Origin of the sequence: Kaistella sp. PBT33-4, from assembly GCF_029194425.1 — a bacterium.
GTDB lineage: Bacteria > Bacteroidota > Bacteroidia > Flavobacteriales > Weeksellaceae > Marnyiella.
The window spans coordinates 304149-329452 of record NZ_JARFYL010000001.1 but is presented as its reverse complement, the minus strand read 5'-3'; the positions used below and the strand labels follow the sequence as shown (position 1 = coordinate 329452).

Below are 25304 nucleotides of genomic sequence, written 5' to 3'. Positions count from 1 at the left end.
TTTCCTAAATAAATTATGAGAATATTTTTTTTAACAGTTTTATTTTTAAGCTCGTTTGCTTTCGGGCAGAATGAATTTTATGACAAATTTTTTCATATTCCTTCTAAACTTCAGGATAAAGAACTTAGAGTTTATATATCTCAAGATGGAACGGTAAACGATCGGTCCGCTTTTATTCTTAAGCAAACTAAGGAAAAATGGAATGGAAAATTCTATCTTGAGAAAGAACAGGGAAAATTTACAGTGAGGAAATTTAAATTAAAAAACGGAGATAAATTTTGGAGCATTTTGATGAACAATATTCCCAAAGTGGACACTTCATTTTCTGATTACAGTCTTCACCCTACTTTCTATAACCTTCACATAAAAAACAACCGATCAGCTAAAGAGTATAATTTCATGGATGCTACGAACTGCGAAAACACAAATAATGAAACTATGAAATCCGTTTTTGTGTTCTTTTCTATTTTAGAACGAAAGTTTAGAATCAAACTGTAAAAAATGGATAGTATTTATGCAGAGTTGTACACCCACGATCTACTACTGAACCAGCCCACCGAATCCGATCTGGAGGATATTACTGCGCAGATCAATTCAACCGAAGATATTGCGCGGAATATCTTTAATATCCCTTGGCCTTATACCGCAACCGATGCGGAGAACTGGCTTTCTGTTTGCCACGAGGGATGGGAAAACCGCACTTCTTTCCGTTTTGCAGTTAAAGATAAGGATACCGGTCAATTTATGGGGATGATTGGCCTGCATCCGCACACAGCACATCAAAAGGCTGAGGTAGGCTATTGGCTGGGTAAAGATTTCCACGGCTTCGGTTATGCCACCGAGGCTCTCAAAACCGTTATTCAGTTTGGCTTTGAAAATCTCACTCTCAATAAGATTTTTGCTACCCATTTCGCACACAATCCAGCCTCAGGAAAGGTATTGCAGAAGGCGGGCATGAAGCATGAAGGATTCCTGAAACAGGAATACCGTCATCGGGAAATCTTCCAGGATGTTCACAGGTATGGTATCCTGAGAAAAGAATGGAAGGACATAATGCGCTAAAGCCTGCGGTTCTGAAAGGCATTAAAATTGAATTCGGTTTCGGCAAAATCAACTATGAAAAAGCTAAAGGAACTGTGGAGTATTATTGTGGCCACATTTAAGGACTGGAGTGCCCGGGATTTAGGAACAGACGCCGCGAGTTTGGCCTACAGCGCGATTTTCTCGGTACCGGGTCTGCTCATCATCATTATTTGGGTGGCAGGCATCTTTTTTGGCGCCGAAGCTGTGCGGGGCGAGATAACCCAGTTCATAGGGAGTATGATGGGGAAAAATGTCGGCAAGCAGGTAGAAGAAATGGTGGTGAGCGGCATGATAGACAAAGAAAACATCTGGATGAAAGCTTTTGGTGTAGCCACCCTCGTATTTGGTGCTACATCACTCTTCTTTCAGCTTCAGAAATCACTGAATAAATTATGGGATGTGGAGGCGGCTCCCAAAAAAGCGTGGCAAAAATTCATACTGGACCGCGCCAATTCTCTGGGACTAATCCTTGTAATCGCATTTCTGCTGCTCATCACCCTGCTCCTTTCATCATTCATTGGTATGGCCAATGACTGGATAGTGGCCCATTTTAGCGTGGAGACCTATCTCCTGGTTCAGCTGTTAAACATTGGCGTGGGCTTTATGATTACTATGGTGCTCTTCGGATTTATGTTTAAAGTATTGCCGGATGTGGAATTACCCTGGAAATCCGTTTGGACAGGAGCCTTTACCACTACCCTTCTGTTCACGGTGGGTAAATATCTGATCACTTATTATTTCGAAAATTTCAATCCCACCTCAGCTTTTGGTGCAGCCGGTACGGTGATCCTGCTGATGCTTTGGGTAAATTATACCTGCCAGCTCATTTTTCTGGGGGCTGAGTTCACCAAAGTTTATTCGCAGAAAAAAGGCCTGGCGGTGAAACCGTCACGTCATGCGAAATGGAACCCGCAAATGATTGCCGAGGACAAAAAAACTCAAATCGTATGCATGGTTGATGCTGAGACCGATGAGGACAGGAAGACTCCGGACGATTCTATGATTTAATTTACAGCAGCATCACCGGACTGCTCACCATACACCAGGACCGCCTTACCCAATTCGCAACGGACTCCCGCCGGCTGTGGCTCCACCCTGCAATCTGAGAAAAGATTCCTGCGGCGGTTATATGCAGCCTGACGCCTAGTAAACTCCTGTATTTTAGGCAGGATTTCCGTCTCAACATCCTTATGATAAGCAATATAGGCTGCCGGTCCTCCACAGGGCTTGGAACCTAACGGAGATACGCGCCAGTCCGCAGAACCACTGCAAGTGCGGGCAACGCTCAGCGAATCTATGGAGGCTTTCATCACCCGAATATTTTCCCTTTCCTGTACCAGCACTTCTTCACTTTCTTCCGGCTGGCGCTCGGGCTTTAATGCTACATCCTTAGGTAAAGTTTCCGGGTCGGCCACATTTTTTTTAACGGAACAGGAAGCAGCGGTTAAAACAAGGGCAAAAATCACAAATCTTATCTTCATTGCTATGGTGTATGAAGGCCAAATTTAGCCAAAAAAACCGGGTAATGTAAAATTTACCGCCACATGTTTTGACCTTATTTTTGCTAATTTTGCCTGATGAACCAGCAGCTTTTTGACCTCGCAGAACATACCAGCCGAAGCATTTTCCTTACCGGAAAGGCCGGCACCGGTAAGACAACATTCTTAAGCGGGTTCGTAAAGAAGACCTCCAAGAAACATATTGTTCTGGCTCCCACGGGAATTGCCGCCATCAATGCAGGCGGAGTTACCATACACTCCATGTTTGGGCTGCCGCCACGCACCTTCCTGCCTACGAATGAACGTATAGACGGAAACATAGCCCTGAACATCGCAGATCTCATGCACCACTTCAAATACAGGAAGGAAAAACTGAAACTGCTGAGGGAAATCGAGCTCATTATTATTGATGAGGTATCCATGCTGCGTGCCGATGTACTGGACATGATGGATCATTCGCTGCGTTTTGTACGGCGGAATGACAGCCGGTTTGGTGGCGTACAGATGCTCTTCATCGGCGACCTTTATCAGTTGCCGCCCGTGGTCCGTGACGAACATATCTTAAAGCAATATTACAGTTCTCCTTTCTTCTTTGAAAGTCATGCCCTGAAAGAAGTTCCGCTGATCACCATTGAACTCACCACTGTTTACCGGCAGACAGATGAGGCATTTCTGGATATCCTGAACCATATCCGCGAAGGTGTTACCGGTGATATTGATTTTGACCTTCTGAATGAAAGGTATCTGCCCGATTTTGATCCTGGCGCGGAACCCTACGTCTATCTGACTTCGCATAACCGTATGGCCGACGAAATCAACCGTAAGAGGCTTGCCGAACTTCCGGGCAAGTCCCGATTGTATGCCGCGGACATTGAGGGCACCTTTAACGAAAATCAGTATCCAAATGATGAGGTACTTGAACTGAAACCCGGCTGTCAGGTGATGTTTATCCGTAATGATGCCAGCGGCGAACGGAAATATTTCAATGGTAAACTGGCAGAAGTCCTGGAAGTCGGGGAAAAGGAAATAGTGGTTCAGATTGATGGCAGCGAAGATACCTATACACTGAAAAAGGAAACCTGGGAACAGAAAAAATATTCCCTGGCACCGGATAAAACCATAAAGGAAGAGATACTGGGCAGTTTCAACCAGTATCCCATCCGCCTGGCATGGGCCGTAACCATACATAAATCGCAGGGTCTCACGTTTGACCGGTTAATTATTGATGCGGGACAGTCTTTCGCCTCGGGACAGGTTTACGTGGCACTCTCCAGGTGCCGTACCCTGGAAGGAATTGTACTTAAATCAAAAATTACCCCGGATGTGATTATTACAGACCGCCGGGTGGCGCAGTTTCAGGACGAGACGCAGGCAAATGACCGTCTGGCTGACATCCTGAATTCCGAGAAATATGATTACAGCATCAACAAAATCACCAGCCGACTGGACTGCACCTGGATAAGCGCAGCACTGCAGTCCTGGTATCATTCCGCAAAAGCAAGCAAATTCATTGACAGCCATAAAGTGAAGTTCCTGTACGAATCCATTAAGCCGGAAAGCGAAAACCTCAGCAGAATCTTCAGGAAGTTTGATAAGGTAATTCACCAGAAAGCACATCATTTCGTCGCCGGAAAAGAGGAATGGAAAGAGGTGGAAACAAAGGCCGCCGGGGCAGTGAATTTTTTCTTTGCACAGATTAATTCCAAAGTATTTGCACCTCTAAAGGAATTTTACGCCGAGAATAAAGGTACGAAGGGTCTGAAGCAATACAATGATGATTTTCGGGTGTTGCTGGATGACCTGGAAGATTATCTGAACAGCCTTAAGTCGCTTCAGTTACTTGAGGTTTCATTGTTTGACAAGACCAATGATGTTCCGGTTACCTCCAAAATTGCAAAAGTACCATCGCATATACTCACCTTCCAGCTTTTTGAAGACGGCAAAACGATTCCTGAAATTGCCCGCGAGCGCGGACTGGTAACAGAAACAATTTATGGCCACCTTGCCAAATTTGCCGAGCGCGGACTGCTGGATCTACAGCGCGTATTTGCGAAGGAAAAAATCAGTGTTTTTGAGAGAGAATTCCGCGAAAATACTCATGAGACCCTCACCGACTGGAAAAAAGCCTTACCCAGTGAATTCGAATTCAATGAAATCCGTATTCTGCTCAATCACTATAATTATTTGAAGTCGAAGGAAGAAGAAAACGGATAAATGATGAGGTAATAAGTGGGTGGTTAATAATAATTTGTGTTCCGGAGAATATTTAGGTAATTGGACTCGGATAATTTCCCCTGATTATACCACGTCTCCAAAACATCTTTTTTGTCCCGTAGTTTGTTTGAAGAGGTCTGCTCAAAATTCACTTCCGTAATGCTCCCATCCTTAAATGATATGACCATCTGATTCCTGATTCCGCGCGATATAAAACCCCGGAAGTCACCTTTTATATCATTTCCGATGAGCCTTAACCGCTCAATATCATCCGCCGGAATTACTTGGTCGTCCACAATGATCCGGTCATGCAGCAACTCAAATGTACCGTTAGGACGTGCCTTGTTTTTGGCGCTGAACAGAACATAATTTAGTACAGCGAGCAGAAAAATACCAATCAGCACCATGTTCAGGGTGAAGGTACTTTCCAGAAAATAGTCCTTCTTACGGTAAAACTGCGGAAAAAGGCTGAGGATGAGTAAACCCACAATAAGAAGTGCATCGATAACCATCAGGATAACGAGGAATTTGCCGACTGTAAATTTCTTCTTTGCAACTGTGCTGAATGTTCTGAACATAATTTTTTGTTAAGGCAGAATTACCTATAAGATTTACATTTAAATCAGGATATGGATGGAGTTTGGGGGATTCAGGCTTTCTTTACGAATTCCGATTTTAAAGCCATGGACCCGAAACCATCAATTTTACAGTCAATATTATGATCAGAATCAGGACGTAATCTTATGTTTTTCACTTTTGTCCCGGCTTTCACCGGTTTGGGTGCCCCTTTCACAGGAAGGTCCTTTATGACAACCACGCTGTCGCCGTCCTGCAGTTCATTACCGTTACTGTCCAGTACCTTGCTCTCCGCATCGGTCTCGGCCGGATCCCACTCATGGAAACATTGCGAACATACCTGGAGATTATCCTGTTCGTAGGTAAATTCGGATTTACATTTAGGGCAAATAATTACATCACTCATGGTATTGTTTTATACGCTCAAAGATACGGCTTTTATCTAAAACGGCTGTTTCCGCAGGACAGCTGAATCGTTTTAATAGCTTAAATTTGAAACCTGACAAACAAGAAAGTTTAAACCGGAGTTTTTATGATGAAATATTTAATATTATCACTGATCTCGGCGATGCTGCTCAGTATTTCCTGGCCCACCTACGGCATCCCCTTTTTTATTTTAATAGCTCTGGTACCACTGCTGCTCATGGAGCACGAAATTTCGAAATTTTCTAAGATAAAACACAAGACGGCCGCCGTCTTTGGCCTATCCTACCTTGCTTTCCTCATTTGGAACATTGTAACCACCGGCTGGCTGTACGGAGCAAAAAATCCGGACGGATCCAATTCGGCTTTTGCAGTGCTAGTACCTGTTCTGGCCAATTCCCTGCTCTATACAACGGTCTTTACGCTCTATCACCGTTATAAAAACATACAGGGAACTTATTGGGGACTGGCTTTCCTGGTGGCACTCTGGATGGCGTTTGAAAAATTTCATCTGGAGTGGGAACTTACCTGGCCCTGGCTTAATCTGGGCAACGCTTTTGCCGACTATCCACGGATCATCCAGTGGTACGACACGCTGGGAGCCACAGGCGGCAGTTTCTGGATCCTGCTTGTTAACGTGTATGCATTCTACACAATCAGAATCTGGGAAGCGGGCCGCAAAAGACAGGCACTCCTCAAAAATATTGCGGTTTTGTCTTTGGGCATATTCCTGCCAATGGGAGTTTCGCTTATACAGTACAGCACCTTCAGCGAAAAACCTACCGGAGAAGTAAGCGTACTGATGCTGCAGCCCGACCTGGACCCGTATACCGAGAAATACAGTAAAGACAGCCTTCAGATCCTGAATGAACTGCTGACTCTGGCGCATGAAGGATCTGGTGGAAAAATTGACTATTATATAGCGCCCGAAACCGCATTACCAGGATATGGCTCGATTTCGGAAGCGGGTATGGAAAACAGCACTTTGCTGAATTCGCTGAAAAGCTTTACAACCGGAAAACCCGGCTCTGTATTTGCTACCGGCATTTCCTCACACCGTTTTTATTCCGGCAATGATAATGTGCCCAGAAATGCTTATCAAACCCGTCAGGGTGTTTGGGTAGAGAGCTTTAACACAGCAGTGCAGGTAGCACCGGCCGGCACAACCCAAGTCTACCATAAGGGAAAATTGGTTCCCGGAGTAGAAATATTTCCCTATATCGGTGTCCTGAAACCCATATTAGGTGATGCGATGCTCAACCTGGGCGGCACCGTCGCATCTCTTGGGGTGGATGATGAACGCAGGGTGTTCAGCAACAGTTTCAATAATGGCAGGCTGGCACCGATTATCTGTTACGAAAGTATATATGGTGAATTCACTACCGAATACGTAAAGAAGGGTGCAAATTTCCTGGCCATTATGACCAACGACAGTTGGTGGGGCGTGAGCCAGGGACACAAACAGTTGCTGGCTTATGCCAGACTGCGTGCTATAGAAACCAGACGCGAGATCGCGCGTGCAGCAAACAGTGGAATCTCTGCACATATTAATGCGAGAGGAGATATTGAAGCCGACACTTTTTATGGTGACCAAACCACTCTGCACGCCAGTATTAATCTGTATGAAGGTCAAACAATTTATACCAGAACAGGTGATCTTCTGTCGCGAATCTGTATCTTTGCCCTCGGATTTCTTCTTTTTTACCCCATATTAAAGAAACTTCAGTCGGTAAAAGATAACTACGGGAAGAAAAAGTCATGATTTGCAGTTATTTAATTTACAAATATTTGCCTAAGTAATATTTTCTTCATAGTTTTGCAACCTCAAATAATTAAGTCAAAAAAGAACATCGAGATATGTCAAGAATTTGCCAAATAACAGGAAAGCGTGCAATGGTTGGTAACAACGTTTCCCACGCTAACAACAAAACGAAGCGTCGTTTTGAAATTAATTTGTTGGAAAAGAAATTTTACATTCCGGAAACAGAAGAGAACATTACACTGAAGGTTTCTGCTCACGGATTGAGGATCATCAATAAAGTTGGGATCGAGGAAGCAGTTCAGAGAGGAAAAAGAAACGGATTTATTAAATAATTAGTAATCATGGCAAAAAAAGGTAACAGAGTTCAGGTAATCCTGGAATGCACCGAGCATAAAGAAACAGGAGTGGCCGGAATGAGCAGATACATTACGACCAAGAATAAAAAGAATACGACGGAAAGACTGGAACTTAAGAAGTACAATCCTGTTTTGAAGAAGTATACCGTTCACAAAGAAATTAAGTAATCTTTATAAAGATATATTACAATGGCAAAGAAAGTTGTAGCAACCCTGAAAGACGCCAGCTCTAAAAAAATGGCGAAAGTGGTAAAGATGAACAAATCTCCTAAGACAGGAGCGTACATTTTTGAAGAAAAAGTAATGAACGCTGATGATGTTGATGCTTTCCTGAAGAAATAATTGACATTATAACGTAATGATATCAGACTACTCAAAATATTGGGTAGTTTTTTTATTTATCTTTGTATCTGCAGTCTTCGGGGGCATTTAATGCCTTCAGGAGGAAGGTGCAGACATCATTTTAACCGGACAGTTTCTGTCTGTAATCTGAGATCTCATATATGAGTTGGTTTAAAAAAATATTCAATAAACAGGAAAAGGAAACCCTGAACCAGGGACTGGAAAAGTCCAGCCAAGGATTTTTTGAGAAAGTATCCAAAGCAGTAGTTGGCAAAAGTAAAGTAGATGACGATGTACTGGATGATCTGGAAGAAATCCTGATCAGGTCCGACGTTGGTGCTGCTACCACTGTAAAAATTATAGACCGTATAGAAAACCGTGTGGCACGTGACAAATATGTGGGAACCGAGGAACTGGACAAAATCCTGAGGGAAGAGATTACCGCCTTGCTCCTGGAAAACCCGCACGCCGCAACCCAGAATATTGACATCAGCAAAAAACCTTATGTAATTATGGTGGTAGGCGTGAATGGTGTAGGCAAGACTACAACGATTGGGAAACTTGCACACCAGTTTAAATCCGAGGGCAAGAATGTCGTGCTTGGAGCCGCTGATACCTTCCGCGCAGCAGCCGTAGACCAGCTGGTGATCTGGAGCGAACGTGTGGGCGTGCCTATTGTAAAACAGGGCATGGGCGCCGATCCGGCTTCGGTTGCCTTCGACACGGTGCAGAGTGGCGCAGCACAGGGCGCGGATGTAATTATCATTGATACAGCAGGCCGCCTTCACAATAAGGTAAATTTAATGAATGAACTCACCAAGATCAAAAAGGTGATGCAGAAGGTGATACCCGATGCCCCGCACGAAATCCTTCTGGTGTTGGACGGTTCTACAGGCCAGAACGCTTTTGAGCAGGCGCGGCAGTTCACCGCAGCTACAGAGGTAAGTGCCCTGGCCGTAACAAAATTGGACGGTACAGCCAAAGGCGGTGTTGTTATCGGCATTTCCGACCAGTTTCAGATTCCCGTGAAATATATTGGTGTGGGAGAAAAGATGAATGACCTCCAGCTCTTCAACGGCGCTGAGTTTGTAGACTCCTTTTTCAGGCGCTCCTAGACTTTTAAAATTTTAGTGTTTTTTTATATCATTCCAACAATTATTAATTCTTGGTTTAAAAAGGTCTGACTTTAGCTTAGACTAAGTAAATCAAATAATAATTATTAACATTAAAATTTTAAAACTATGGGTATTTTAACTTGGATCATTTTTGGTCTTATCGCAGGTGCAATCGCAAAATTCATTATGCCGGGTAATCAGGGAATGGGTTGGTTAATGACAATCATTCTGGGCATCGTAGGCGCGTTTGTAGGAGGCTGGATCGGAACGATGTTTGGTTGGGGAACAGTAGACGATTTTGATTTCGGAAGCATGGTTCTTGCCGTTGTAGGTGCACTCCTTGTTCTCTGGATTTACGGTATGGCAACCAGACGCGGATAATCAATTATTAAAAACAAAAAGAATCCCCCACCAGATTTGGTGAGGGATTTTTTTTGTTTGAGTAGTCCGATTTACTGAAGTTTAATTGTATATGGCATTCCCATGATGATCCCGGACTGCAATTTAGGATTGGTAAATTGCTCGAAAAGCTGGTAGTTTTCTTTGCCCATCTTACTTTTAAGGAATTTTGCAGAGATCTCATCCTGGTTCAATCCTTCAAAAAACTGCTCCAGCTGCGAACGCTTCTTAGGAAACGCGGTAACGCTGTATTCTTTAACATTTGCCTTTTTGGCTGCGAATGCCAGCGCATCTTCTAAAGATCCCAGTTCATCCACAAGGCCAATCTGCTTTGCACGGGTGCCGGACCATACACGTCCACCACCTACTTCATCAATTTGGGCAAAGGACTTCTTACGGTTCTGGGTTACAAAGTGTACAAATCTTTTGTAGGTTCCTTCCACACTGCGGGTCATCATCCTGACCGTGCCCGGTGACACACCGTTGATCAGGGAGAAATTATTTGAATTGGCATTGGTAGCAACACCATGTGCATAAATTCCGTTCCTGTTTGCTAAATCTTTAGCGTATGGAATCATTCCAAACACTCCAATCGATCCTGTAATCGTATTTTCCTCGGAGTATATGCGGTCGGCAGCCATGGCTATATAATATCCTCCCGAAGCAGCATAATCGCCAAAGGAAACTACCAATGGTTTCTTCTTTTTCAGTTGCTGAAGTTCAAATAAAATCTCATCGGATGCGTTGGCACTACCTCCCGGTGAGTTCACCCTAAGTACAACCGCCTTCACATCTTTGTCTTCAGCGATTTTCTTTATTTCCTTTACAAAGTTCTGTGCATAAATATCCTTGGCGCCCTCACCATTATAAATAGCACCCGAGGCATAAAGTACCGCTATCTGCCCTTTATCCGATTTTTCATCATCTTTAAAAGAACGGACATACTTAGCCAGACTCATACGGTTAAGATCCTCTTTTTCCTTAAGCTTAAGTTTTGACTTTAAAAGATCATCATACTGCGATTTCTGAAGCAGTTTATCAGCCAGTCCGTGCTTCACGGTCAGCTCAGGGATCACACCGTACAGGCTGTCTGTCACCATTGCGAGTTGTGTGGGTGAAATTTTTCTTGAAGCTGCAATTTTAGCAGAGGTGCCACTCCAGATATCATTAAGCAGTGTACTAAGCTGTTCACGGTTTTCCTCAGACATATCATCCCTTATATAAGGCTCTACTGCTGCCTTGTATTTTCCATGACGAATGATTTCGAGTCCAATGCCATATTTTTCGGCAAAACTTTTCATATACATCACTTCGGTTCCCAGTCCTTTCAGTTCAATACCGCCGGAGGGATTCAGATAATACTGGTCCGCTACGGAACCCAGATAATAGGCAGGTTGTGAAACTGTATTCCCATAGGCCATCACAAATTTTCCGGATTTCCGGAAGTCCTGTAATGCCTCGCGGATAGCATCAAGCTGGGTCATTCCGGCACTTATAAAATCGGTCTCTATACTGATCCCTTTAATTTTCGGATCATCCTTTGCTTTTTTTATGGCATTTACCGCATCATAAACCAAAACGCTTGACATTGGATTATTAAATTCAAAGATGGATTCCTGATCTTCCGTGGGACTGTCAATAATATTGGTTTTCATATCAAGGGTAAGCACGGTGTTCTTTTTTACCTGCGTCTTCTTGTCTCCCGCAGCCGCACTTACCACCATCATCAGCATAAAAAACAAGGTAAATACGCCACCGATCAGCAGGATTGCGACTATATTTGCAAGTACAGTTCTGAAAAAACTTTTCATAATAAATTTAGAATTTAACGATATGTCGCACAATGAAGCCATTTTGTTACTGGGCAGCAACAGGGGAATTCCGGAGGAAAATCTGAAAATGGCATTAGAGTTGCTAGAGAAGAGTAGCTGCGTAATAAAACGCAAGAGTAAAGTTCTTAAAACTGAACCTGTAGAGTTTGAATCTGACCGATTATTTTGTAATATTGCTATAGAGGTCTGTACCGCTCTTTCACCTGTAAAACTGCTTAAAACATTAAAAGGCATTGAACAGGGTATGGGACGAGAAACGGACAGCGGTAATTCCAGGTTGTATACGGACAGAATAATTGACATAGACATCGTTACGTTTAGCAGTCTGGTTTTTATTTCAGCTTTGCTTGAAATTCCGCATCGTAGACATTTGTTTGAGCGGGAATTTTCAAAAGAACTTATTGCAGATTTACGCAGTAGTCAGACCTTGCAGGAACCGAATTTAGATGATTAGGGGATTTCATCTGTACTTCAAAAAGGGTTTCAAGGTTTGTAAATTAGAAATCAATTATTAACAATTAAAAATAATAAATTATGAAAGTAACTACCGCTGTACTTGCACTGTCGCTGGCTTTACCATTTGCCGCCTCTGCGCAGGATTCCATCGCAGTAATGAGCAATGAATACCCAAACACGTATTCATCAGGATCTGCCAATGTCTATCCTTTCACCCAGGATTCCAAAAGATTTAACGACTGGGCTATTTCTGCCGGGGTCGGAGTACCTTTATTGCAGACTGCAGAGTTAACATCTTTAAAATTCGGGGATAACAGCCCTAAAAACACCTGGGGTTATTCTGCTTATTTAAGTATTGATAAAGCAATCACCCACGCATTTGGTCTAAAACTCCAGTACGACAGAGGTGAAACAAGACAAGGTTGGTTTAACACTAAAAATGCTGATGCTACCGCCGCAGCACCAATTGGAGGGCGTACTCAGTATGATGCACTTTCACTGTTAGGTGATGTAAACCTTTCTAATCTTCTTAGAAGAGTGGATAACAAATCACCATATAGATGGGCGCTTCATGCTTATGCCGGACTAGGTAGTTTAGCATACAGAGCTTATGTAGAAGACGCAAATGGACAGCGTATGACTGGTGAAATCAAACCTTTCTCTCTTGATTCATGGTTTGGTCAGGGGGGTACCGGTTTAAAATACAGACTGACTAGAAGCCTGGACGCTGAAGCGAGATTAATGTATGTTTACACTGGAGATGATTCCTTTGATGGTGTTGTAGAAACCTCTCGTAAATCGGACAATTTCTTTAATGCAACTTTAGGTCTTACCTACAACATTGGTAAACATGAATCACACCTGATGTGGCATGATCCTTTACAGGAAATTTACTATAAATTGGATGTTCTTGCTGACAAAAATCAGGACATTGAGGTTTGTAAGGCAGGTGACAACGATAATGATGGTGTTTGTGATGACTGGGACAGACAGCTTGATACTCCTGCAGGAGCAAGAGTTGACGGTGCAGGCGTTGCCCTTGATACAGATCTGGACGGTGTAATTGACCTTTACGATAAATGTGTTACGGTTCCGGGACCTGTTGAAAACGACGGGTGTCCAACGTCAGGGCCCTCAAACGGTGGTATAATCACTGATGATACAAGAACCCTGGAAGGTATTGAATTTGACCTGAACTCAGACAGAATTCTTCCGTCCAATACACCAATTCTAAACAACGCAATCAACTATATTAATTCCACTCAAGGATCTTACCGAGTAGTAGGTGGTACTGATACAAGAGCCAGTGATGCTTATAACCAAAATCTTTCTCAAAGAAGAGCGAACACGGTTAAAAACTACCTGGTGCAAAACGGTGTGAACAGCGGAAAACTTGAAGCTGTAGGCCGTGGAGAAAAGGATCTTAAATACCCGGAATGTGATCCGGCTACGAAATGTCCGGAATGGAAAAACAGAGCTAACAGACGTGTTTATTTCGAAGCGAAATAACCTGACCTAAGTTTTTTTGAAGCCACGCAATGCGTGGCTTTTTTTATGATTACGGATCAGAATTCCTTATTTTTACACCATGATATCCACGAGTGAATTTCAGAAACTTAAGCTGGAGACCTTAAAACACTTTTGGGGTCACACTGAATTCCGCGAACAGCAGGAGGAGGTTATAAATGAGGTTCTGTCCGGACACGACGTTGTGGCGCTGCTCCCAACCGGAGGCGGCAAATCAGTCTGCTATCAACTGCCTGCACTTCTTCTGCAGGGTACCTGCCTGGTCATATCTCCGCTGCTGGCACTTATGAGAGATCAGGTAAACCAACTGAAAAGCAACGGAATCGAAGCGGAGTACCTTTCTTCCGAACTTGAAGATTTTCAGAGCGAAATTATTTATAGCCGCTGCAGGGACAATATCACGAAACTCCTCTACGTTTCACCGGAAAGACTGAACAATCCGGTTTTTCTGGAAAACATCCGCGATATTGAACTGTCTTTCATCGCAGTGGATGAAGCTCACTGTATCTCCGAGTGGGGTCAGGATTTCAGACCCAGTTATCAGAACATCCGTTCATTTCGTGCCGCCTACCCGGGACTCGCCTGCCTGGCACTTACCGCAACAGCAACGCCAAAGGTCCTTAAAGAAATTACAGACAGACTGGAGTTGAAAAACGCTTCCATCTACAGGAAAAGCTTCCGTCGGGAAAACATTAAAATCTACACCGATAAGATTGCTGACAAATATCAAAGAATCTACGATCTTCTTCGTTTTACAAAAAATGCAGGCCTTATTTACACCCGCACCCGGCGGGAGGCAGAGGAACTGACCCGCTTCCTGAGAAGTAAGAACATCACGCACGTAGATTACTATCATGCAGGTCTGAGCCTGAAAGAAAAACGCCTCAGGCAGCAGCATTGGCTTCAGTCACGTGATCAGGTCTTGGTGTCCACGAACGCTTTTGGGATGGGAATTGACAAGGACAATGTGCGCTTCGTTATTCATTACTCCTGTCCCGCAAGCCTGGAAAACTATTTCCAGGAAATTGGAAGAGCCGGCCGGGACGGCTTGGAAAGTTATGCTTTTCTTTTATGGAACGAGCAGGAATTTGATGCGTTCGACCAGCTTATTAAGTATCAGACTCCGGACAAAAGGGAGTTTCAGGTAATTGTTACTTACCTGTATTCCCTTTTCCAAATTGCGGATAATGACCTTCCTGAGAAAACATTTCAGCTTCATATCGATACCTTACGCAGATTAACCAAATCATCTACGGGGAAAATCAGGAACATCCTGAATTTTATGCATAATCAGGAACTTATCTATGTAAACAGTCATAAAAGTCTGTCCTCGCTGGAACTGAAACTGTTGCCGGACGAAATAGACCAGCTTCCAAAAAAAGATGCCTATTTCCTGGAATTACTGCTGCGTAATCTGGCGGGAATCTCTGCCCGAAAAGTGATGTTCAGTGAAGCTAATTTAAGTTCGAAGATGGGGGTTGATACCCTGCTTCTCAAAGAGCGCATACGCGAACTGCAGGCCGGCGGTCATCTGGAATATATAGATGGGGCACTAGCCAGCATCAAATTCCTTCAGCACCGGAATGACCGGCTTCTTGCCTCAAAATACTGGCAGCTGTTTTATCAGATTCAAAAAAACAAACTTCAGAAATGGGAGGAGATGAAGTTTTATGTGCGGAACAGGGAACATTGCAAAATGCGTATGATCCTTTCCTATTTCGGTGAAAAAAAACCTGTAAACTGCAGAAAATGTGTAGTGTGCGAATCCCGTAAAGGACATTCACCAAAATCTGTAACCGACGAAATTTTAACGGTGCTCGGCCGTCAGGCATGTACAGCAGATGAGATCGCCATTCAGCTTAATTTCTATGAGAAGGAAAAAATCCTGGAACAACTGATTCTTCTGCTTGATGCCGGAAAAGTAAAGATGCTTAATTTCCGTACCTATGCATTGGCCCAACATTAATTTTTAATTATACTTTGTACTAAATCATGAAATCATTAAGAGCCGTCTTTTTCGGGACACCTGAATTCGCAGCTGCCAGCCTTAAGGCCATCCATGAATCTTCGCACAAGATCGTGGGCGTTGTTACCGTGCCTGATAAAGCTAGTGGACGCGGACAGAAAATAACCGAATCAGCCGTAAAAAAATATGCTGCTCAACAGCAATTTCCTGTCTTTCAACCCGAAAAACTGCGGGACAGTGAGTTTCTGGATCAGATGAGAAAACTGGACGCCGATGTTTTCGTAGTGGTGGCATTCCGGATGATGCCAAAGGTCCTTTTTGAACTGCCCAGACTGGGCACTTTCAATCTGCATGCCTCATTATTGCCGGATTACCGGGGTGCAGCTCCCATCAATTATGCCATTATCAACGGTGAAACAAAAACCGGTATTACAACATTTTTCATCAACGAAAAGATAGACGAGGGCAACATATTGCTGCAACATGAGGTGGAAATAAACCCGGAGGACAATGCCGGTTCGCTGCATGACCGTTTGATGGAAGAAGGAGCTCAATTAGTGGTGCAGACTATGGACCGACTAGCTGAAGGAAACCTGACAGAGCAACCTCAGCAGGAAAAAAAAGAAGTTAAAAATGCGTTCAAAATTTTCAAAGAAGATACACGTATCAACTGGCAGCAGGACGCGCAGACCGTACATAATTTTATCCGTGGACTTTCTCCCTACCCCTGCGCATTTACGAAACTGAAGATTGGCGGAGAAGAAAAGACCTTTAAGATTTTTTCCGGCAGCACAGAAAGCACCGACAGCCAGGAACCAGCGGCTAATCTGTATGTGGACCGAAAGAACTTTAAGATTATGACCGGTAAAGGTTGGTATTTGCCGGCGGAAGTACAGTTGGAAGGTAAAAAAAGAATGGGAATTAAAGATTTCCTGAATGGCCTGGGATCTTACGATAATATTTTACTTATTCAATAAAAAAACCGTTGCTGAATTTCGGCAACGGTTTTTATATGCAGACGGAAATTGAATTATCCCTGTTTTCTGTGTGTACTTTTAGGGGCAGATTTAGCTGCTGACGTAGAGGCCTTTACCTTTGGAGCACTTGGCTTTTCGGCCTTTGCTGTTGCAGCTTTCTTTTCAGCAGGTTTCAGCTCTACTTTTTCGTCATTATCCTCAGTTCTGGTTTCTTCGGACCTTTTGAAGCTGTCCTGATGGATAAAGCCTGCTTTATGGAGAATGTTGTACCACTGTGCCAGTTTCTTGATATCGGAAACGTAGACTCTGTCCTTATCATAATCCGGAAGGGCTGTTTGCATAAACGTTCTGAGTTCAGCTTCACCGGACTTATGTGAAAGGGTTTCAGTATATCCGTTGGATGTGGCAATATTTTCAAAAACCTCAAAAAGCGGAACTTCCCTGTCCGTGGTAAACATAGCAATATTGTCCAGCAGACTTACCTGGCTGGAGTTACCAATGCTTACTTTCTTCTTGGTACTTACATCCTCAATTATAAAGCCGTTCTTCAGTTGTGAAACCAGCTTAAAAAGTCCCGGTTTTCCGGAAATTGAAATAATTTTCTCTAACTCCATAGTCTTTATTTAAAATTTAGTTACGTGCGGTTACGCAACCTATTGACATTAATACTTTATTAAATAGGTGGGTGCCCTATTTAGGAAACCTCATCTTATAGTCTACATTTACATCTCCCTGCATGATCCTTGACAACTTGCCCTTTACCAGTTTTTTCTTGAGTGAAGAAAGATGGTCCGTGAAGAGAATACCCTCAATATGATCATATTCATGCTGGATAACCCGGGCACGAATATCGGAAAAAGTTTCGGTATGCTTTACAAAATTCTCGTCAAAATATTCGATAAGGATGGTTTCCTGCCGCTTCACATCTTCGCGTACATCCGGGATGGAAAGGCATCCTTCATTGAACTTCCATTCTGGTCCGCTTTCTTCAAGAATTCTGGCATTGATGAATACTTTTCTGAAATTCTTCAGTTCCTCAGCAATATCTGCATAATCCTCATCTTCCGCCAGTGGACGTACATCTACGCAGAAAAGACGGATATCCAACCCGATCTGCGGAGCAGCCAGACCAATACCGTGTGCACTGTACATGGTCTCATACATATTCTCAATCAATTCCTTAAGATTGGGGTAATCTTCATCAATATCCTGCCCTTTTTTTCTTAGGACCGGATCTCCAAATGAACGGATGGGTAATATCATTTCTGTATCTGTTGTAAATAATTCTGTAAAATAATGGTGGCACTCACTTTGTCGATCAAGGCCTTATCCTCTCTTTTTTTCTTGCTTTTACCACTTTGTGAAATATAAAGCGAGGCAAGTTTAGAGGTAAAGCGCTCATCCATGCGATTAACAGGAATTCCGGGAAATTTCGCTTCAAAGACTTTAATGAAAGCCAGGATATCTTTTTCCACCTCGGAAGGTTCTCCCTGCAGATTGGTAGGAAGTCCCACTACTATCGCATCCACCTTGTAGGTCTGGAAATAATTATTCAGGAAGTCAAAAAGCCTGGCATTTTCCACAGTCTCCAGACCACTTGCAATAATCTGCATATCATCAGTAACAGCAACGCCTACTCTTTTCTTTCCGTAATCAATTCCCATGATCTGTCCCATGGGCGCAAATTTACTAATTTTATGTGGTTCAGGGCGGTCTAATTCAAGTATACAAAATGTATTATGAAAAATTATTTATAATTTTAGTACTCCAAATCAACACATTAAATGAAAAAACTGATACTTGTTCGGCATGCAAAAAGCGACTGGCCTGAAAACACCGACGATTTTAACCGTCCGCTGGCTACCCGCGGTCATACAGATGCCCAAAAGATGGCCCATTACCTTAAAAGTAAGGCTATTGATATTGAGCAGTTAATTACAAGTCCGGCCTTGCGGGCAAAAAGTACCTGCGAAATTTTTGGCGAAACCTACTGTAAAGAATTCCTGACAGACGAAAAACTGTACCAGCCCTCGGAGAGGAATATTATGTCCGTACTCTACGACCTTGACAATGAGGTGGGCTCTGTGGCTTTATTTTCACATAACAATGGCATCTCCAACTTTGCCAATACCATGACGGAAGATGTATTTCTCTTTCCTACATGTGGCGTAGCCGGTTTTGAGGTGAACTGCAGTTCCTGGCTGGATTTTGAGGCTGCCGATAAAAAACTGATCTTCTTCTACGAACCCGAATCCATCTGACCGGATACCGGCGGGTTGGGTGCAATAAAGGAAAAACTTAAATTTCCGTACTTTCTGGTGTCTGTGATATTCTCATGAACGGGAACATTCTTTGCGGGATGCTCCAGCACGAAGACGCCGTTTTCCTTCAGATAATTGTTGTTCAGCACCAGGGAAATTAATTCCGAATACTTCCTCTCGTCCATATTGAATGGCGGGTCCGCAAAGATCAGGTCATACTGCTTCCGGTTGCGGTTTTTTTTCAGCCAGTCGAAGGAATCTCCCCGCTGTACATTAATCTGGAGCTGCATTTCCAGTTCTGCCGCTGTACTGTTAATAAATCCGGCATGCTTTGCATTCATTTCCACAGCCGTCACATCCTGGCATCCACGTGAGGCCAACTCCAGGGAAATGGAACCTATACCTGCAAAAAGATCGAGTGCGGACACGTAGGACAGGTCAAAACGGTTTTCAAGCATGCTGAAAAGAGCTTCCTTGGCAAAATCCGTGGTGGGCCGGACATCAAAATTTTTGGGTGCCGAGATCCTCTTGGCTTTCCACTTTCCCGCTATGATTCTGAACATATTTCGTTTTTTAGGATCCGCAGCGCATTAGGAATTAACCAGAAATCTGCGTTTTGGAAGGTTATCAAACACGATCTTCAGGTTCCTTACAAATTTCTGAAGTTCGGATATAAAGGTTTCGTTTTCCGATGTTTCCCCGTAAACAAAGAACCGCGTCTCGCCCAGACCGAAACCAATCTTACTTAGGCTGAACATGATAAAGTAAAGAAAATCCACTTCAGAGTTCACATCGAGGTTATTATAAAGAATCACCTTTCGGCTTTCCAGCGCAAAAAATTCACACTGATTGTTGTAAAGGTTGATATGAATTTCTTTGCCGCCCTTCGGGGTGAGCGTGTTCAGGAACTTCTCTCCGGAAAAATTAAACTGTGCCGGTATATGGGTCTGCTTGATCTGCGTGTACAAATCTTTGGGAAAAGTATAGTAGAACTGCACCTTAAACTTTTTGTTTACGCTCAGCATCAACTCCTCCGCCTCCTTCTCTACGGGTGAATTATATGAAATAAGGTCCAGCCCAAGATCATGGCGGTCAAATCCTTCCGGCATCAGCGAAAAGTGATTAAGTGCCGAAAGTACAGTGACAGAAGCGTACTTCCTCTCTAAAATTTCCGCCAGTTTTTCACTGATGGAAGCTTGCGGCATTTCCTCATTCACGAAGAAAGACGATTCAGAAAGGACGCTTTTGTTACGGAGAATCTGGTAGAAAAGCCCGTCGCGGGTGAAAAGTAAATTTAATTTTTCCATCTTGAAGTGGACAAATTTATTAAATAATTCCCGGCTTCGGAAGTGAGGCCTGTTTTATTACAGGATATTTGTTAACTTAGCATCTGATAAATAAACATTTAACGATGAAAAAGGCTGCGTTCATATTACTGTTATTTCTTAGTTCACTTGTATTTGCTCAGAAAAAAATTCAGGACCGCATAGTGCCCGCATCATGCGGAATGTGTCAGTTCAAACAGAAAACCGATAAAGGCTGTGTGCTTTCAGTAAAGATAGACGGCAAGGTATACACAGTTGCCGGTACGGGCATCAATGACCATGGCGATGCTCACGCAGCCGATGGGTTCTGCAATAAAGTCAGGAAAGCCAAAGTTTCGGGAGAAATAACAGGAAGTGTGTTTGTGGCATCAAAATTCAGTTTGATTCCCCTGGAGTAATTCAGTCAAATTTTACCGTCACGGAGCCGGACTCATGATGGAGGATGGCATTATTGTAATATTCCAGTCCTGTCTGTGCGCTCAGCACATCATGCACCATTTGCTGTAGTACGCCGTCACCGATTCCGTGTATTACCTCAAGGTTTTTCAGATGGTTTTTGCGGCAAAAATCCAGTGTTTCAATCAGTTTTTCCCTTTGCATAAACAATCTTTCAAAGCTGCTGTAGCGTGATGTATCTTTCACAATATTTTCAAAATGCAGATCCAGTATCAGGGGTTTCTTATTGTGTTTTTTTGATGATTTCTTGGGCGTTTCCTTTTTTAATTCCACTTTTAAATCTTCATAGATAGAAGGATTCTGCAGAACCAGCTGACTTTTCAGGTACTGATGAGTAAATCCGTGCGTGTCCCGGAAAACCACAGTTTCGCCATGTACTGAAGTTATTGTGCCTGCCAGATCGTCGTCCAGCACGGAAACATGGTCACCTATTTTCATTTTGGTCCGAGTTCAATGATTTCCAGCTTATCTATAGTTCCGCTGCACACCTCAAATCGCATCATCGTACGCATTTTATGCCAGCCTTGCGTGCCGCATGCGCCGGGGTTAAGGTGAAGAAGCTGATTTTGCCTGTCAAACATGGCTTTTAATATGTGCGAATGTCCGGAGATAAAAAGTGCCGGACGCTGAGTACTGATTTCTTTTCTCGCCAGCGGCGAATACTTTCCGGGATAACCTCCGATGTGAATCATCATCACTTCCACGCCTTCACAGTTGAAGCGGTTGACTTCGGGAACGCATTTGCGGATTGGCTCACCGTCTATATTACCATACACGCCCCTCAGCGGCTTCAGGCCCTCCAGTGCTGTTAGTACATCCAAACTGCCAAAGTCTCCGCAGTGCCATACCTCATCGGCTTCACCGGCATAATCCAGGATACGCTGATCTATATATGAATGGGTATCCGACAGCAGTAAAATTTTCTTCACCCTGCAAAATTATTAAATTCAGACTTGCAAACTGCAGTTTCACCCATTTAATGCGCCGGCAGCCAAACCGGGGGTGCGGAAAATTTCCTACTTTTGTAAAAAATCTGAATAAATGCCTAAGATATCCACCAGAGCTGCGGAAATGCCCGCTTCACCAGTTAGAAAACTCGTTCCTTACGCCCTGCTGGCCAAGCAGAAAGGAATAAAGGTATATCACCTCAATATTGGTCAGCCAGATATTGACACCCCCCAAAGTGCAATAGACGCACTGAAAAATATTGACCTTAAGGTCCTGGAATACGCCCTGTCTGAAGGCAATCTGGAATACCGGACAGCGCTTAAGGATTATTATCATTCTTTAGGATTTACCGACCTAACCACAGATAATTTTATTGTGACTAACGGTGGCTCCGAGGCTTTGAACTTTGCCCTGTCCACACTTTGCGACGACGGCGATGAGGTAATTATTCCCGAACCGTATTACGCCAATTATAACGGTTTCACCAGCACTTTCAACATTAAGGTGGTAGCTATCCCATCCACCATTGATACCGGATTTGCACTTCCTGCAATTGAGGAATTTGAAAAGAAGATTACTCCAAAGACACGTGCAATCATCATCTGCAACCCCGGCAACCCTACCGGCTACCTGTATACCCGCGAAGAGTTGCAGCAACTGGCAGATATTGCGCTGAAGCATGACATCGTTATTATTTCTGATGAAGTTTACCGCGAATATGTTTATGACGGCAAGCAGCAAATCTCAATGTTCGATTTTCCTGAATTAGCTGAAAACTGTATCATCATCGATTCCGAGTCCAAGCGTTATTCCATGTGTGGCGCCCGGATCGGCTGCATGATCACCCGTTCCAAAACCATCCACGATGCAGCCATGCTGTTTGCTCAGGCCAGGCTTTCGCCTGTTCTTTTGGGTCAGATCGCGGCTACCGCCGCACATAGAGATGATGCTGCCTATATCATGCAGGTCCGCAGTGAATATACCCACAGGAGAAACGTCCTTGTGGATTTATTGAACGGAATCCCGGGTGTAATCTGCCCGAAGCCCAAAGGGGCATTTTACTGTGTGGCCGAACTTCCTGTGGATGATTCAGAAAAATTCGCTCAGTGGTTGCTGGAACATTATTCCAGTAACAACGAAACCGTAATGGTTGCACCCGCAGGTGGTTTCTACAGTGATCCGGAACTGGGCAAAAAACAGGTTCGTATTGCCTACGTACTGAAGGAAGAAGATTTACGCCGCAGTGTAGAGCTCCTGAACGATGCACTTCAAAAATACCGGGAGGAATTCAGCCTTTAGGTACCGCCATTTACTTCCCCAACAGTATGATCTTATTTGAAAATCATTCCCTAAAAGAACACAACACTTTTGGGGTCGATGTTTCCGCACGATACTTCGCAGTGGTTGCTACCCTGCAGGATTTAATAGCTGCATTGGATTTTGCGAAAAGCAGTAATCTCCCAACACTGATGCTCGGTGCCGGTTCCAATGTGCTTTTCACAAAAGATTTTGAAGGTATTGCCATACAGATTAACTTTAAGGGTATAGAAGAAATTATTCTCAGTGAAGATAAGGTCCTGGTTAAAGCCCGGGCTGGAGAAAACTGGCATTCCTTTGTTGAATACTGCCTTCAGAAAGATTATGGTGGCTTGGAAAATCTGTCGCTGATACCCGGCAACGTAGGAACCTCTCCTATGCAGAACATAGGCGCGTACGGCACCGAAATCAAAGACGTTTTTGTAAGCTGCCTGGTCTTAAACCTTGAAAACCTGGAAACGGAGGAACTCAGCCAGGAAAAATGCAGATTTGGATACCGCGATTCTATATTTAAGCAGGAAGGCAAAGGAAAATACGTCATCCTGGAAGTCACGTTTAAACTCAGCAGAATAAACCATGTCATCAAGGCAGGATACGGCGCCATTCAGTCGGAACTGGAAAAAATGGGAACCGTAAATCCTACCGTTCAGGACATCTCTGCTGCTGTGATTAATATCCGCAAAAGTAAATTGCCCGATCCTGCAGTACTTGGAAATGCCGGCAGTTTTTTTAAAAATCCGGTTATAACCGCAGAACACTTTGCTAAGGTACAGCAACGCTACCCGGATTTACCGTCTTATCCTGCTGGCGACCTGATAAAAGTGCCGGCCGGCTGGTTGATAGAGCAGTGTGGCTGGAAAGGAAAACAAATTGGCAATGTGGCCTGTCATGATTTGCAGGCCTTGGTGATTGTCAATAAAACCGGCAAGGCATCTGGACAGGAAATTTTCGATTTTTCTGCTATGATCATTGATTCGGTGAAAGAGAAATTTGGTATTGAGCTCGAAAGAGAAGTAAATATAATCTAATTATTCCGCTGCCAACTAACTGAAATTTCCTAAGCATAATGCTAATGCGGATAGAGACATCATCACATCCGCGCATCACACATCATCACATCAGCAAATCATCACACCTCCATACTACCTCATCACCCCATCTTCTGTACATTCTTCAAATTATCACTATTTTTGCAAAGCCTTATCAACTTCTAAGGCAATACCACTTTATGGAACTCATACACCGCAACTTACTGATTGGTATCCACGATGCATTACAGGAAACCTTCTTTCAGGAAAGAAAATATGCCGACAAGGTAATTGAAAGACTTCTTAAAGCTCATAAAAAATGGGGCAGTGAAGACCGCAAAGTCGTTTCGCAGATTTTCTATGACATTATCCGCTGGAAAAAACGCCTCGAATACTATATGGGAGAGGGCGTAAAGCCGAACAATGTTTACAAACTGATACTTGCGTACTGTCTTTGGAGCAAGACCCATTATAAAAAATTTGAGGAATTTGACGGTATCAAGACAGCCGATATCCTTACCAAGCTGAAGAAAAACACCGTTCCGAACAAGGCAATTGAACATTCCATCCCGGAATGGCTGGCCGGTACGCTGGAGAAGGAGCTGGGCAGCGGTTGGGAGCGTGAAATGAACGCACTGAATGAACAGGCACCCACTATTTTACGGGCTAACACATTGAAAACGACAGCGAAAGAACTTGTTTCCGACCTCAAGGATGAAGATGTGGAAAGTTTCCAGATACGCAACTATCCGGACGCCGTTCAGCTGGAGGAAAAGAAAAATGTTTTCCTTACCTCCGCCTTCAAAGACGGACTTTTTGAAGTTCAGGATGCCTCCTCGCAGAAAATTGGTGAACTGCTCGATGTTCAGGAAGGTATGCGCGTGGTTGATGCCTGTGCCGGCGCAGGTGGTAAAACACTGCATCTGGCCGCTTTGATGAAAAATAAAGGTCAGATTATCGCTCTGGATATTTATGAATGGAAACTGGCCGAATTGAAACGCCGGGCGAAGCGGGCCGGTGCTCACAATATTGAAACAAGGTTTATTGAAGATAACAAAGTAATCAAGCGCCTGCACGAAAAAGCAGACCGACTGCTTATAGATGCACCCTGTTCCGGGCTGGGCGTACTGAAAAGGAACCCGGACTCCAAGTGGAAAATTGACCAGGATTTTATAGACCGTATTAAGCAGGAACAGCAGCAAATCCTTCAGGACTACTCAAAAATGCTGAAGAAAGGCGGAAAGATGCTGTATGCCACCTGTTCCATTTTACCAAGTGAGAACAACGAGCAGGTAGAAATTTTCCTGAAGAACAATCCGGAATTCAAACTTATAAAAGAAGAGAAAGTGATGCCCAGCGATGGTTTCGACGGATTTTACATGGCGCTTATGGCACGTAACCTCTGAAAACCAGACTAATTAAATTATTAAACAGCTTTCGGG

30 protein-coding genes are annotated in these 25304 nt (G+C 43.6%); 19 read left to right on the top strand and 11 right to left on the bottom strand.

Annotated elements, in window-relative coordinates; genetic code table 11:
* The first annotated feature begins 15 nt into the window (after positions 1-15).
* The 3 genes from P0M11_RS01505 to P0M11_RS01495 are packed head-to-tail and all read left to right on the top strand — an operon-like array spanning position 16 to position 2091.
* Complete coding sequence (locus tag P0M11_RS01505) at positions 16-498, top strand: hypothetical protein (protein ID WP_275624134.1); 483 nt, start codon at positions 16-18, stop codon at positions 496-498.
* A 3-nt stretch (positions 499-501) separates the two neighbouring features.
* Positions 502-1062: a GNAT family N-acetyltransferase gene (locus tag P0M11_RS01500; protein WP_275624133.1), complete on the top strand. Its 561-nt coding sequence runs from the start codon at positions 502-504 to the stop codon at positions 1060-1062.
* 54 nt (positions 1063-1116) lie between these two features.
* On the top strand, positions 1117-2091 hold the full coding sequence (locus P0M11_RS01495; protein WP_275624132.1) for a YihY/virulence factor BrkB family protein: 975 nt from the start codon (positions 1117-1119) through the stop codon (positions 2089-2091).
* Here the strand turns inward: P0M11_RS01495 and P0M11_RS01490 are convergent.
* A complete protein-coding gene (locus P0M11_RS01490) occupies positions 2088-2564 on the bottom strand; it encodes a hypothetical protein (RefSeq protein WP_275624131.1) in 477 nt (158 codons plus the stop codon). The two genes, P0M11_RS01495 and P0M11_RS01490, sit on opposite strands and share 4 nt — an antisense overlap.
* A gap of 96 nt (positions 2565-2660) precedes the next feature.
* On the opposite strand from P0M11_RS01490, the gene P0M11_RS01485 reads away from it, so the two are divergent.
* Positions 2661-4796: a helix-turn-helix domain-containing protein gene (locus P0M11_RS01485; protein ID WP_275624130.1), complete on the top strand. Its 2136-nt coding sequence runs from the start codon at positions 2661-2663 to the stop codon at positions 4794-4796.
* A gap of 23 nt (positions 4797-4819) precedes the next feature.
* Here P0M11_RS01485 and P0M11_RS01480 read toward each other — a convergent pair whose 3' ends face one another.
* Both P0M11_RS01480 and P0M11_RS01475 read right to left on the bottom strand, forming a co-directional pair.
* Positions 4820-5374, bottom strand: a complete 555-nt coding sequence (locus tag P0M11_RS01480; RefSeq protein WP_275624129.1) for a hypothetical protein — start codon at positions 5372-5374, stop codon at positions 4820-4822.
* A 71-nt stretch (positions 5375-5445) separates the two neighbouring features.
* Complete coding sequence (locus P0M11_RS01475; RefSeq protein ID WP_275624128.1) at positions 5446-5778, bottom strand: zinc ribbon domain-containing protein YjdM; 333 nt, start codon at positions 5776-5778, stop codon at positions 5446-5448.
* Positions 5779-5907: 129 nt separating this feature from the next.
* On the opposite strand from P0M11_RS01475, the gene lnt reads away from it, so the two are divergent.
* The 6 genes from lnt to P0M11_RS01445 all read left to right on the top strand — a co-directional run bounded on the left by lnt (position 5908) and on the right by P0M11_RS01445 (position 9751).
* Entirely contained in the window at positions 5908-7557 is a 1650-nt protein-coding gene (lnt, locus tag P0M11_RS01470) for an apolipoprotein N-acyltransferase (RefSeq protein WP_275624383.1), read from the top strand.
* Between the two features lie 95 nt (positions 7558-7652).
* A complete protein-coding gene (rpmB, locus tag P0M11_RS01465) occupies positions 7653-7889 on the top strand; it encodes a 50S ribosomal protein L28 (RefSeq protein ID WP_158064774.1) in 237 nt (78 codons plus the stop codon).
* Positions 7890-7898: 9 nt separating this feature from the next.
* Entirely contained in the window at positions 7899-8081 is a 183-nt protein-coding gene (rpmG, locus tag P0M11_RS01460; RefSeq protein WP_039341297.1) for a 50S ribosomal protein L33, read from the top strand.
* Between the two features lie 21 nt (positions 8082-8102).
* Positions 8103-8255 carry a DUF4295 domain-containing protein gene (locus P0M11_RS01455; protein WP_158064775.1) on the top strand — a complete coding sequence of 51 codons (153 nt, stop codon included), beginning with the start codon at positions 8103-8105 and terminating at the stop codon, positions 8253-8255.
* Between the two features lie 161 nt (positions 8256-8416).
* Positions 8417-9370, top strand: coding sequence for a signal recognition particle-docking protein FtsY (gene ftsY, locus P0M11_RS01450; RefSeq protein ID WP_275624127.1), 954 nt, complete (start codon positions 8417-8419; stop codon positions 9368-9370).
* Between the two features lie 126 nt (positions 9371-9496).
* Entirely contained in the window at positions 9497-9751 is a 255-nt protein-coding gene (locus P0M11_RS01445; RefSeq protein ID WP_158064777.1) for a GlsB/YeaQ/YmgE family stress response membrane protein, read from the top strand.
* A 71-nt stretch (positions 9752-9822) separates the two neighbouring features.
* Here P0M11_RS01445 and sppA read toward each other — a convergent pair whose 3' ends face one another.
* Positions 9823-11580, bottom strand: coding sequence for a signal peptide peptidase SppA (sppA, locus tag P0M11_RS01440; RefSeq protein ID WP_275624126.1), 1758 nt, complete (start codon positions 11578-11580; stop codon positions 9823-9825).
* 22 nt (positions 11581-11602) lie between these two features.
* Here sppA and folK point away from each other — a divergent pair, with 22 nt between their 5' ends.
* From folK to fmt, 4 genes are all read left to right on the top strand, one after another.
* Positions 11603-12055 carry a 2-amino-4-hydroxy-6-hydroxymethyldihydropteridine diphosphokinase gene (gene folK / locus P0M11_RS01435; protein ID WP_275624125.1) on the top strand — a complete coding sequence of 151 codons (453 nt, stop codon included), beginning with the start codon at positions 11603-11605 and terminating at the stop codon, positions 12053-12055.
* A gap of 80 nt (positions 12056-12135) precedes the next feature.
* Positions 12136-13566, top strand: a complete 1431-nt coding sequence (locus tag P0M11_RS01430) for an OmpA family protein (RefSeq protein ID WP_275624124.1) — start codon at positions 12136-12138, stop codon at positions 13564-13566.
* A 79-nt stretch (positions 13567-13645) separates the two neighbouring features.
* Positions 13646-15550, top strand: coding sequence for a RecQ family ATP-dependent DNA helicase (locus P0M11_RS01425; RefSeq protein WP_275624123.1), 1905 nt, complete (start codon positions 13646-13648; stop codon positions 15548-15550).
* A 26-nt stretch (positions 15551-15576) separates the two neighbouring features.
* Positions 15577-16527 carry a methionyl-tRNA formyltransferase gene (gene fmt / locus P0M11_RS01420; protein ID WP_158064782.1) on the top strand — a complete coding sequence of 317 codons (951 nt, stop codon included), beginning with the start codon at positions 15577-15579 and terminating at the stop codon, positions 16525-16527.
* 53 nt (positions 16528-16580) lie between these two features.
* On the opposite strand, the gene P0M11_RS01415 is transcribed toward fmt, so the two are convergent.
* The 3 genes from P0M11_RS01415 to ruvX form a co-directional block, all read right to left on the bottom strand.
* A complete protein-coding gene (locus P0M11_RS01415) occupies positions 16581-17141 on the bottom strand; it encodes a DUF5606 domain-containing protein (RefSeq protein WP_275624122.1) in 561 nt (186 codons plus the stop codon).
* 76 nt (positions 17142-17217) lie between these two features.
* A complete protein-coding gene (gene def, locus P0M11_RS01410) occupies positions 17218-17790 on the bottom strand; it encodes a peptide deformylase (protein ID WP_275624121.1) in 573 nt (190 codons plus the stop codon).
* Positions 17787-18203, bottom strand: coding sequence for a Holliday junction resolvase RuvX (gene ruvX / locus P0M11_RS01405; RefSeq protein WP_275624120.1), 417 nt, complete (start codon positions 18201-18203; stop codon positions 17787-17789). The genes def and ruvX overlap by 4 nt, the downstream gene beginning before the upstream one ends.
* Positions 18204-18311: 108 nt before the next feature.
* On the opposite strand from ruvX, the gene P0M11_RS01400 reads away from it, so the two are divergent.
* Complete coding sequence (locus P0M11_RS01400) at positions 18312-18788, top strand: histidine phosphatase family protein (RefSeq protein WP_158064786.1); 477 nt, start codon at positions 18312-18314, stop codon at positions 18786-18788.
* On the opposite strand, the gene rsmD is transcribed toward P0M11_RS01400, so the two are convergent.
* Both rsmD and P0M11_RS01390 read right to left on the bottom strand, forming a co-directional pair.
* A complete protein-coding gene (gene rsmD / locus P0M11_RS01395) occupies positions 18767-19351 on the bottom strand; it encodes a 16S rRNA (guanine(966)-N(2))-methyltransferase RsmD (protein WP_158064787.1) in 585 nt (194 codons plus the stop codon). The two genes, P0M11_RS01400 and rsmD, sit on opposite strands and share 22 nt — an antisense overlap.
* 27 nt (positions 19352-19378) lie before the next feature.
* Positions 19379-20095, bottom strand: a complete 717-nt coding sequence (locus tag P0M11_RS01390) for a DUF3822 family protein (protein ID WP_158064788.1) — start codon at positions 20093-20095, stop codon at positions 19379-19381.
* A 104-nt stretch (positions 20096-20199) separates the two neighbouring features.
* Between P0M11_RS01390 and P0M11_RS01385 the strand changes: the two genes are divergently transcribed.
* Positions 20200-20511, top strand: a complete 312-nt coding sequence (locus tag P0M11_RS01385; RefSeq protein WP_158064789.1) for a DUF6370 family protein — start codon at positions 20200-20202, stop codon at positions 20509-20511.
* A gap of 1 nt (position 20512) precedes the next feature.
* On the opposite strand, the gene P0M11_RS01380 is transcribed toward P0M11_RS01385, so the two are convergent.
* Entirely contained in the window at positions 20513-21007 is a 495-nt protein-coding gene (locus P0M11_RS01380; protein ID WP_275624119.1) for a Smr/MutS family protein, read from the bottom strand.
* Positions 21004-21498 carry a metallophosphoesterase family protein gene (locus tag P0M11_RS01375; protein ID WP_275624118.1) on the bottom strand — a complete coding sequence of 165 codons (495 nt, stop codon included), beginning with the start codon at positions 21496-21498 and terminating at the stop codon, positions 21004-21006. Before P0M11_RS01375 ends, P0M11_RS01380 begins: the two co-directional genes overlap by 4 nt.
* A gap of 112 nt (positions 21499-21610) precedes the next feature.
* On the opposite strand from P0M11_RS01375, the gene P0M11_RS01370 reads away from it, so the two are divergent.
* The 3 genes from P0M11_RS01370 (at position 21611) to P0M11_RS01360 (ending at position 25268) form a co-directional block, all read left to right on the top strand.
* Positions 21611-22816, top strand: a complete 1206-nt coding sequence (locus P0M11_RS01370; protein ID WP_275624117.1) for a pyridoxal phosphate-dependent aminotransferase — start codon at positions 21611-21613, stop codon at positions 22814-22816.
* Between the two features lie 26 nt (positions 22817-22842).
* Positions 22843-23862: a UDP-N-acetylmuramate dehydrogenase gene (gene murB / locus P0M11_RS01365; RefSeq protein WP_275624116.1), complete on the top strand. Its 1020-nt coding sequence runs from the start codon at positions 22843-22845 to the stop codon at positions 23860-23862.
* A gap of 200 nt (positions 23863-24062) precedes the next feature.
* Positions 24063-25268, top strand: a complete 1206-nt coding sequence (locus P0M11_RS01360; protein WP_158064794.1) for an RsmB/NOP family class I SAM-dependent RNA methyltransferase — start codon at positions 24063-24065, stop codon at positions 25266-25268.
* Positions 25269-25304 lie beyond the last annotated feature (36 nt).

What these genes read in the sequence shown, in the direction of transcription:
- P0M11_RS01360 (WP_158064794.1), top strand. Translation starts at nt 24,063, where the DNA reads ATGGAACTCATACACCGCAACTTACTGATTGGTATCCACGATGCATTA.
- lnt (WP_275624383.1), top strand. Translation starts at nt 5,908, where the DNA reads ATGAAATATTTAATATTATCACTGATCTCGGCGATGCTGCTCAGTATT.
- rpmB (WP_158064774.1), top strand. Translation starts at nt 7,653, where the DNA reads ATGTCAAGAATTTGCCAAATAACAGGAAAGCGTGCAATGGTTGGTAAC.
- P0M11_RS01505 (WP_275624134.1), top strand. Translation starts at nt 16, where the DNA reads ATGAGAATATTTTTTTTAACAGTTTTATTTTTAAGCTCGTTTGCTTTC.
- folK (WP_275624125.1), top strand. Translation starts at nt 11,603, where the DNA reads ATGTCGCACAATGAAGCCATTTTGTTACTGGGCAGCAACAGGGGAATT.
- P0M11_RS01370 (WP_275624117.1), top strand. Translation starts at nt 21,611, where the DNA reads ATGCCTAAGATATCCACCAGAGCTGCGGAAATGCCCGCTTCACCAGTT.
- sppA (WP_275624126.1), bottom strand. Translation starts at nt 11,580, where the DNA reads ATGAAAAGTTTTTTCAGAACTGTACTTGCAAATATAGTCGCAATCCTG.
- P0M11_RS01425 (WP_275624123.1), top strand. Translation starts at nt 13,646, where the DNA reads ATGATATCCACGAGTGAATTTCAGAAACTTAAGCTGGAGACCTTAAAA.
- P0M11_RS01475 (WP_275624128.1), bottom strand. Translation starts at nt 5,778, where the DNA reads ATGAGTGATGTAATTATTTGCCCTAAATGTAAATCCGAATTTACCTAC.
- P0M11_RS01390 (WP_158064788.1), bottom strand. Translation starts at nt 20,095, where the DNA reads ATGGAAAAATTAAATTTACTTTTCACCCGCGACGGGCTTTTCTACCAG.
- P0M11_RS01385 (WP_158064789.1), top strand. Translation starts at nt 20,200, where the DNA reads ATGAAAAAGGCTGCGTTCATATTACTGTTATTTCTTAGTTCACTTGTA.
- P0M11_RS01455 (WP_158064775.1), top strand. Translation starts at nt 8,103, where the DNA reads ATGGCAAAGAAAGTTGTAGCAACCCTGAAAGACGCCAGCTCTAAAAAA.
- ruvX (WP_275624120.1), bottom strand. Translation starts at nt 18,203, where the DNA reads ATGGGACAGATCATGGGAATTGATTACGGAAAGAAAAGAGTAGGCGTT.
- P0M11_RS01500 (WP_275624133.1), top strand. Translation starts at nt 502, where the DNA reads ATGGATAGTATTTATGCAGAGTTGTACACCCACGATCTACTACTGAAC.
- P0M11_RS01380 (WP_275624119.1), bottom strand. Translation starts at nt 21,007, where the DNA reads ATGAAAATAGGTGACCATGTTTCCGTGCTGGACGACGATCTGGCAGGC.
- P0M11_RS01445 (WP_158064777.1), top strand. Translation starts at nt 9,497, where the DNA reads ATGGGTATTTTAACTTGGATCATTTTTGGTCTTATCGCAGGTGCAATC.
- murB (WP_275624116.1), top strand. Translation starts at nt 22,843, where the DNA reads ATGATCTTATTTGAAAATCATTCCCTAAAAGAACACAACACTTTTGGG.
- def (WP_275624121.1), bottom strand. Translation starts at nt 17,790, where the DNA reads ATGATATTACCCATCCGTTCATTTGGAGATCCGGTCCTAAGAAAAAAA.
- P0M11_RS01415 (WP_275624122.1), bottom strand. Translation starts at nt 17,141, where the DNA reads ATGGAGTTAGAGAAAATTATTTCAATTTCCGGAAAACCGGGACTTTTT.
- P0M11_RS01400 (WP_158064786.1), top strand. Translation starts at nt 18,312, where the DNA reads ATGAAAAAACTGATACTTGTTCGGCATGCAAAAAGCGACTGGCCTGAA.
- fmt (WP_158064782.1), top strand. Translation starts at nt 15,577, where the DNA reads ATGAAATCATTAAGAGCCGTCTTTTTCGGGACACCTGAATTCGCAGCT.
- ftsY (WP_275624127.1), top strand. Translation starts at nt 8,417, where the DNA reads ATGAGTTGGTTTAAAAAAATATTCAATAAACAGGAAAAGGAAACCCTG.
- P0M11_RS01480 (WP_275624129.1), bottom strand. Translation starts at nt 5,374, where the DNA reads ATGTTCAGAACATTCAGCACAGTTGCAAAGAAGAAATTTACAGTCGGC.
- rpmG (WP_039341297.1), top strand. Translation starts at nt 7,899, where the DNA reads ATGGCAAAAAAAGGTAACAGAGTTCAGGTAATCCTGGAATGCACCGAG.
- P0M11_RS01495 (WP_275624132.1), top strand. Translation starts at nt 1,117, where the DNA reads ATGAAAAAGCTAAAGGAACTGTGGAGTATTATTGTGGCCACATTTAAG.
- P0M11_RS01490 (WP_275624131.1), bottom strand. Translation starts at nt 2,564, where the DNA reads ATGAAGATAAGATTTGTGATTTTTGCCCTTGTTTTAACCGCTGCTTCC.
- P0M11_RS01485 (WP_275624130.1), top strand. Translation starts at nt 2,661, where the DNA reads ATGAACCAGCAGCTTTTTGACCTCGCAGAACATACCAGCCGAAGCATT.
- rsmD (WP_158064787.1), bottom strand. Translation starts at nt 19,351, where the DNA reads ATGTTCAGAATCATAGCGGGAAAGTGGAAAGCCAAGAGGATCTCGGCA.
- P0M11_RS01430 (WP_275624124.1), top strand. Translation starts at nt 12,136, where the DNA reads ATGAAAGTAACTACCGCTGTACTTGCACTGTCGCTGGCTTTACCATTT.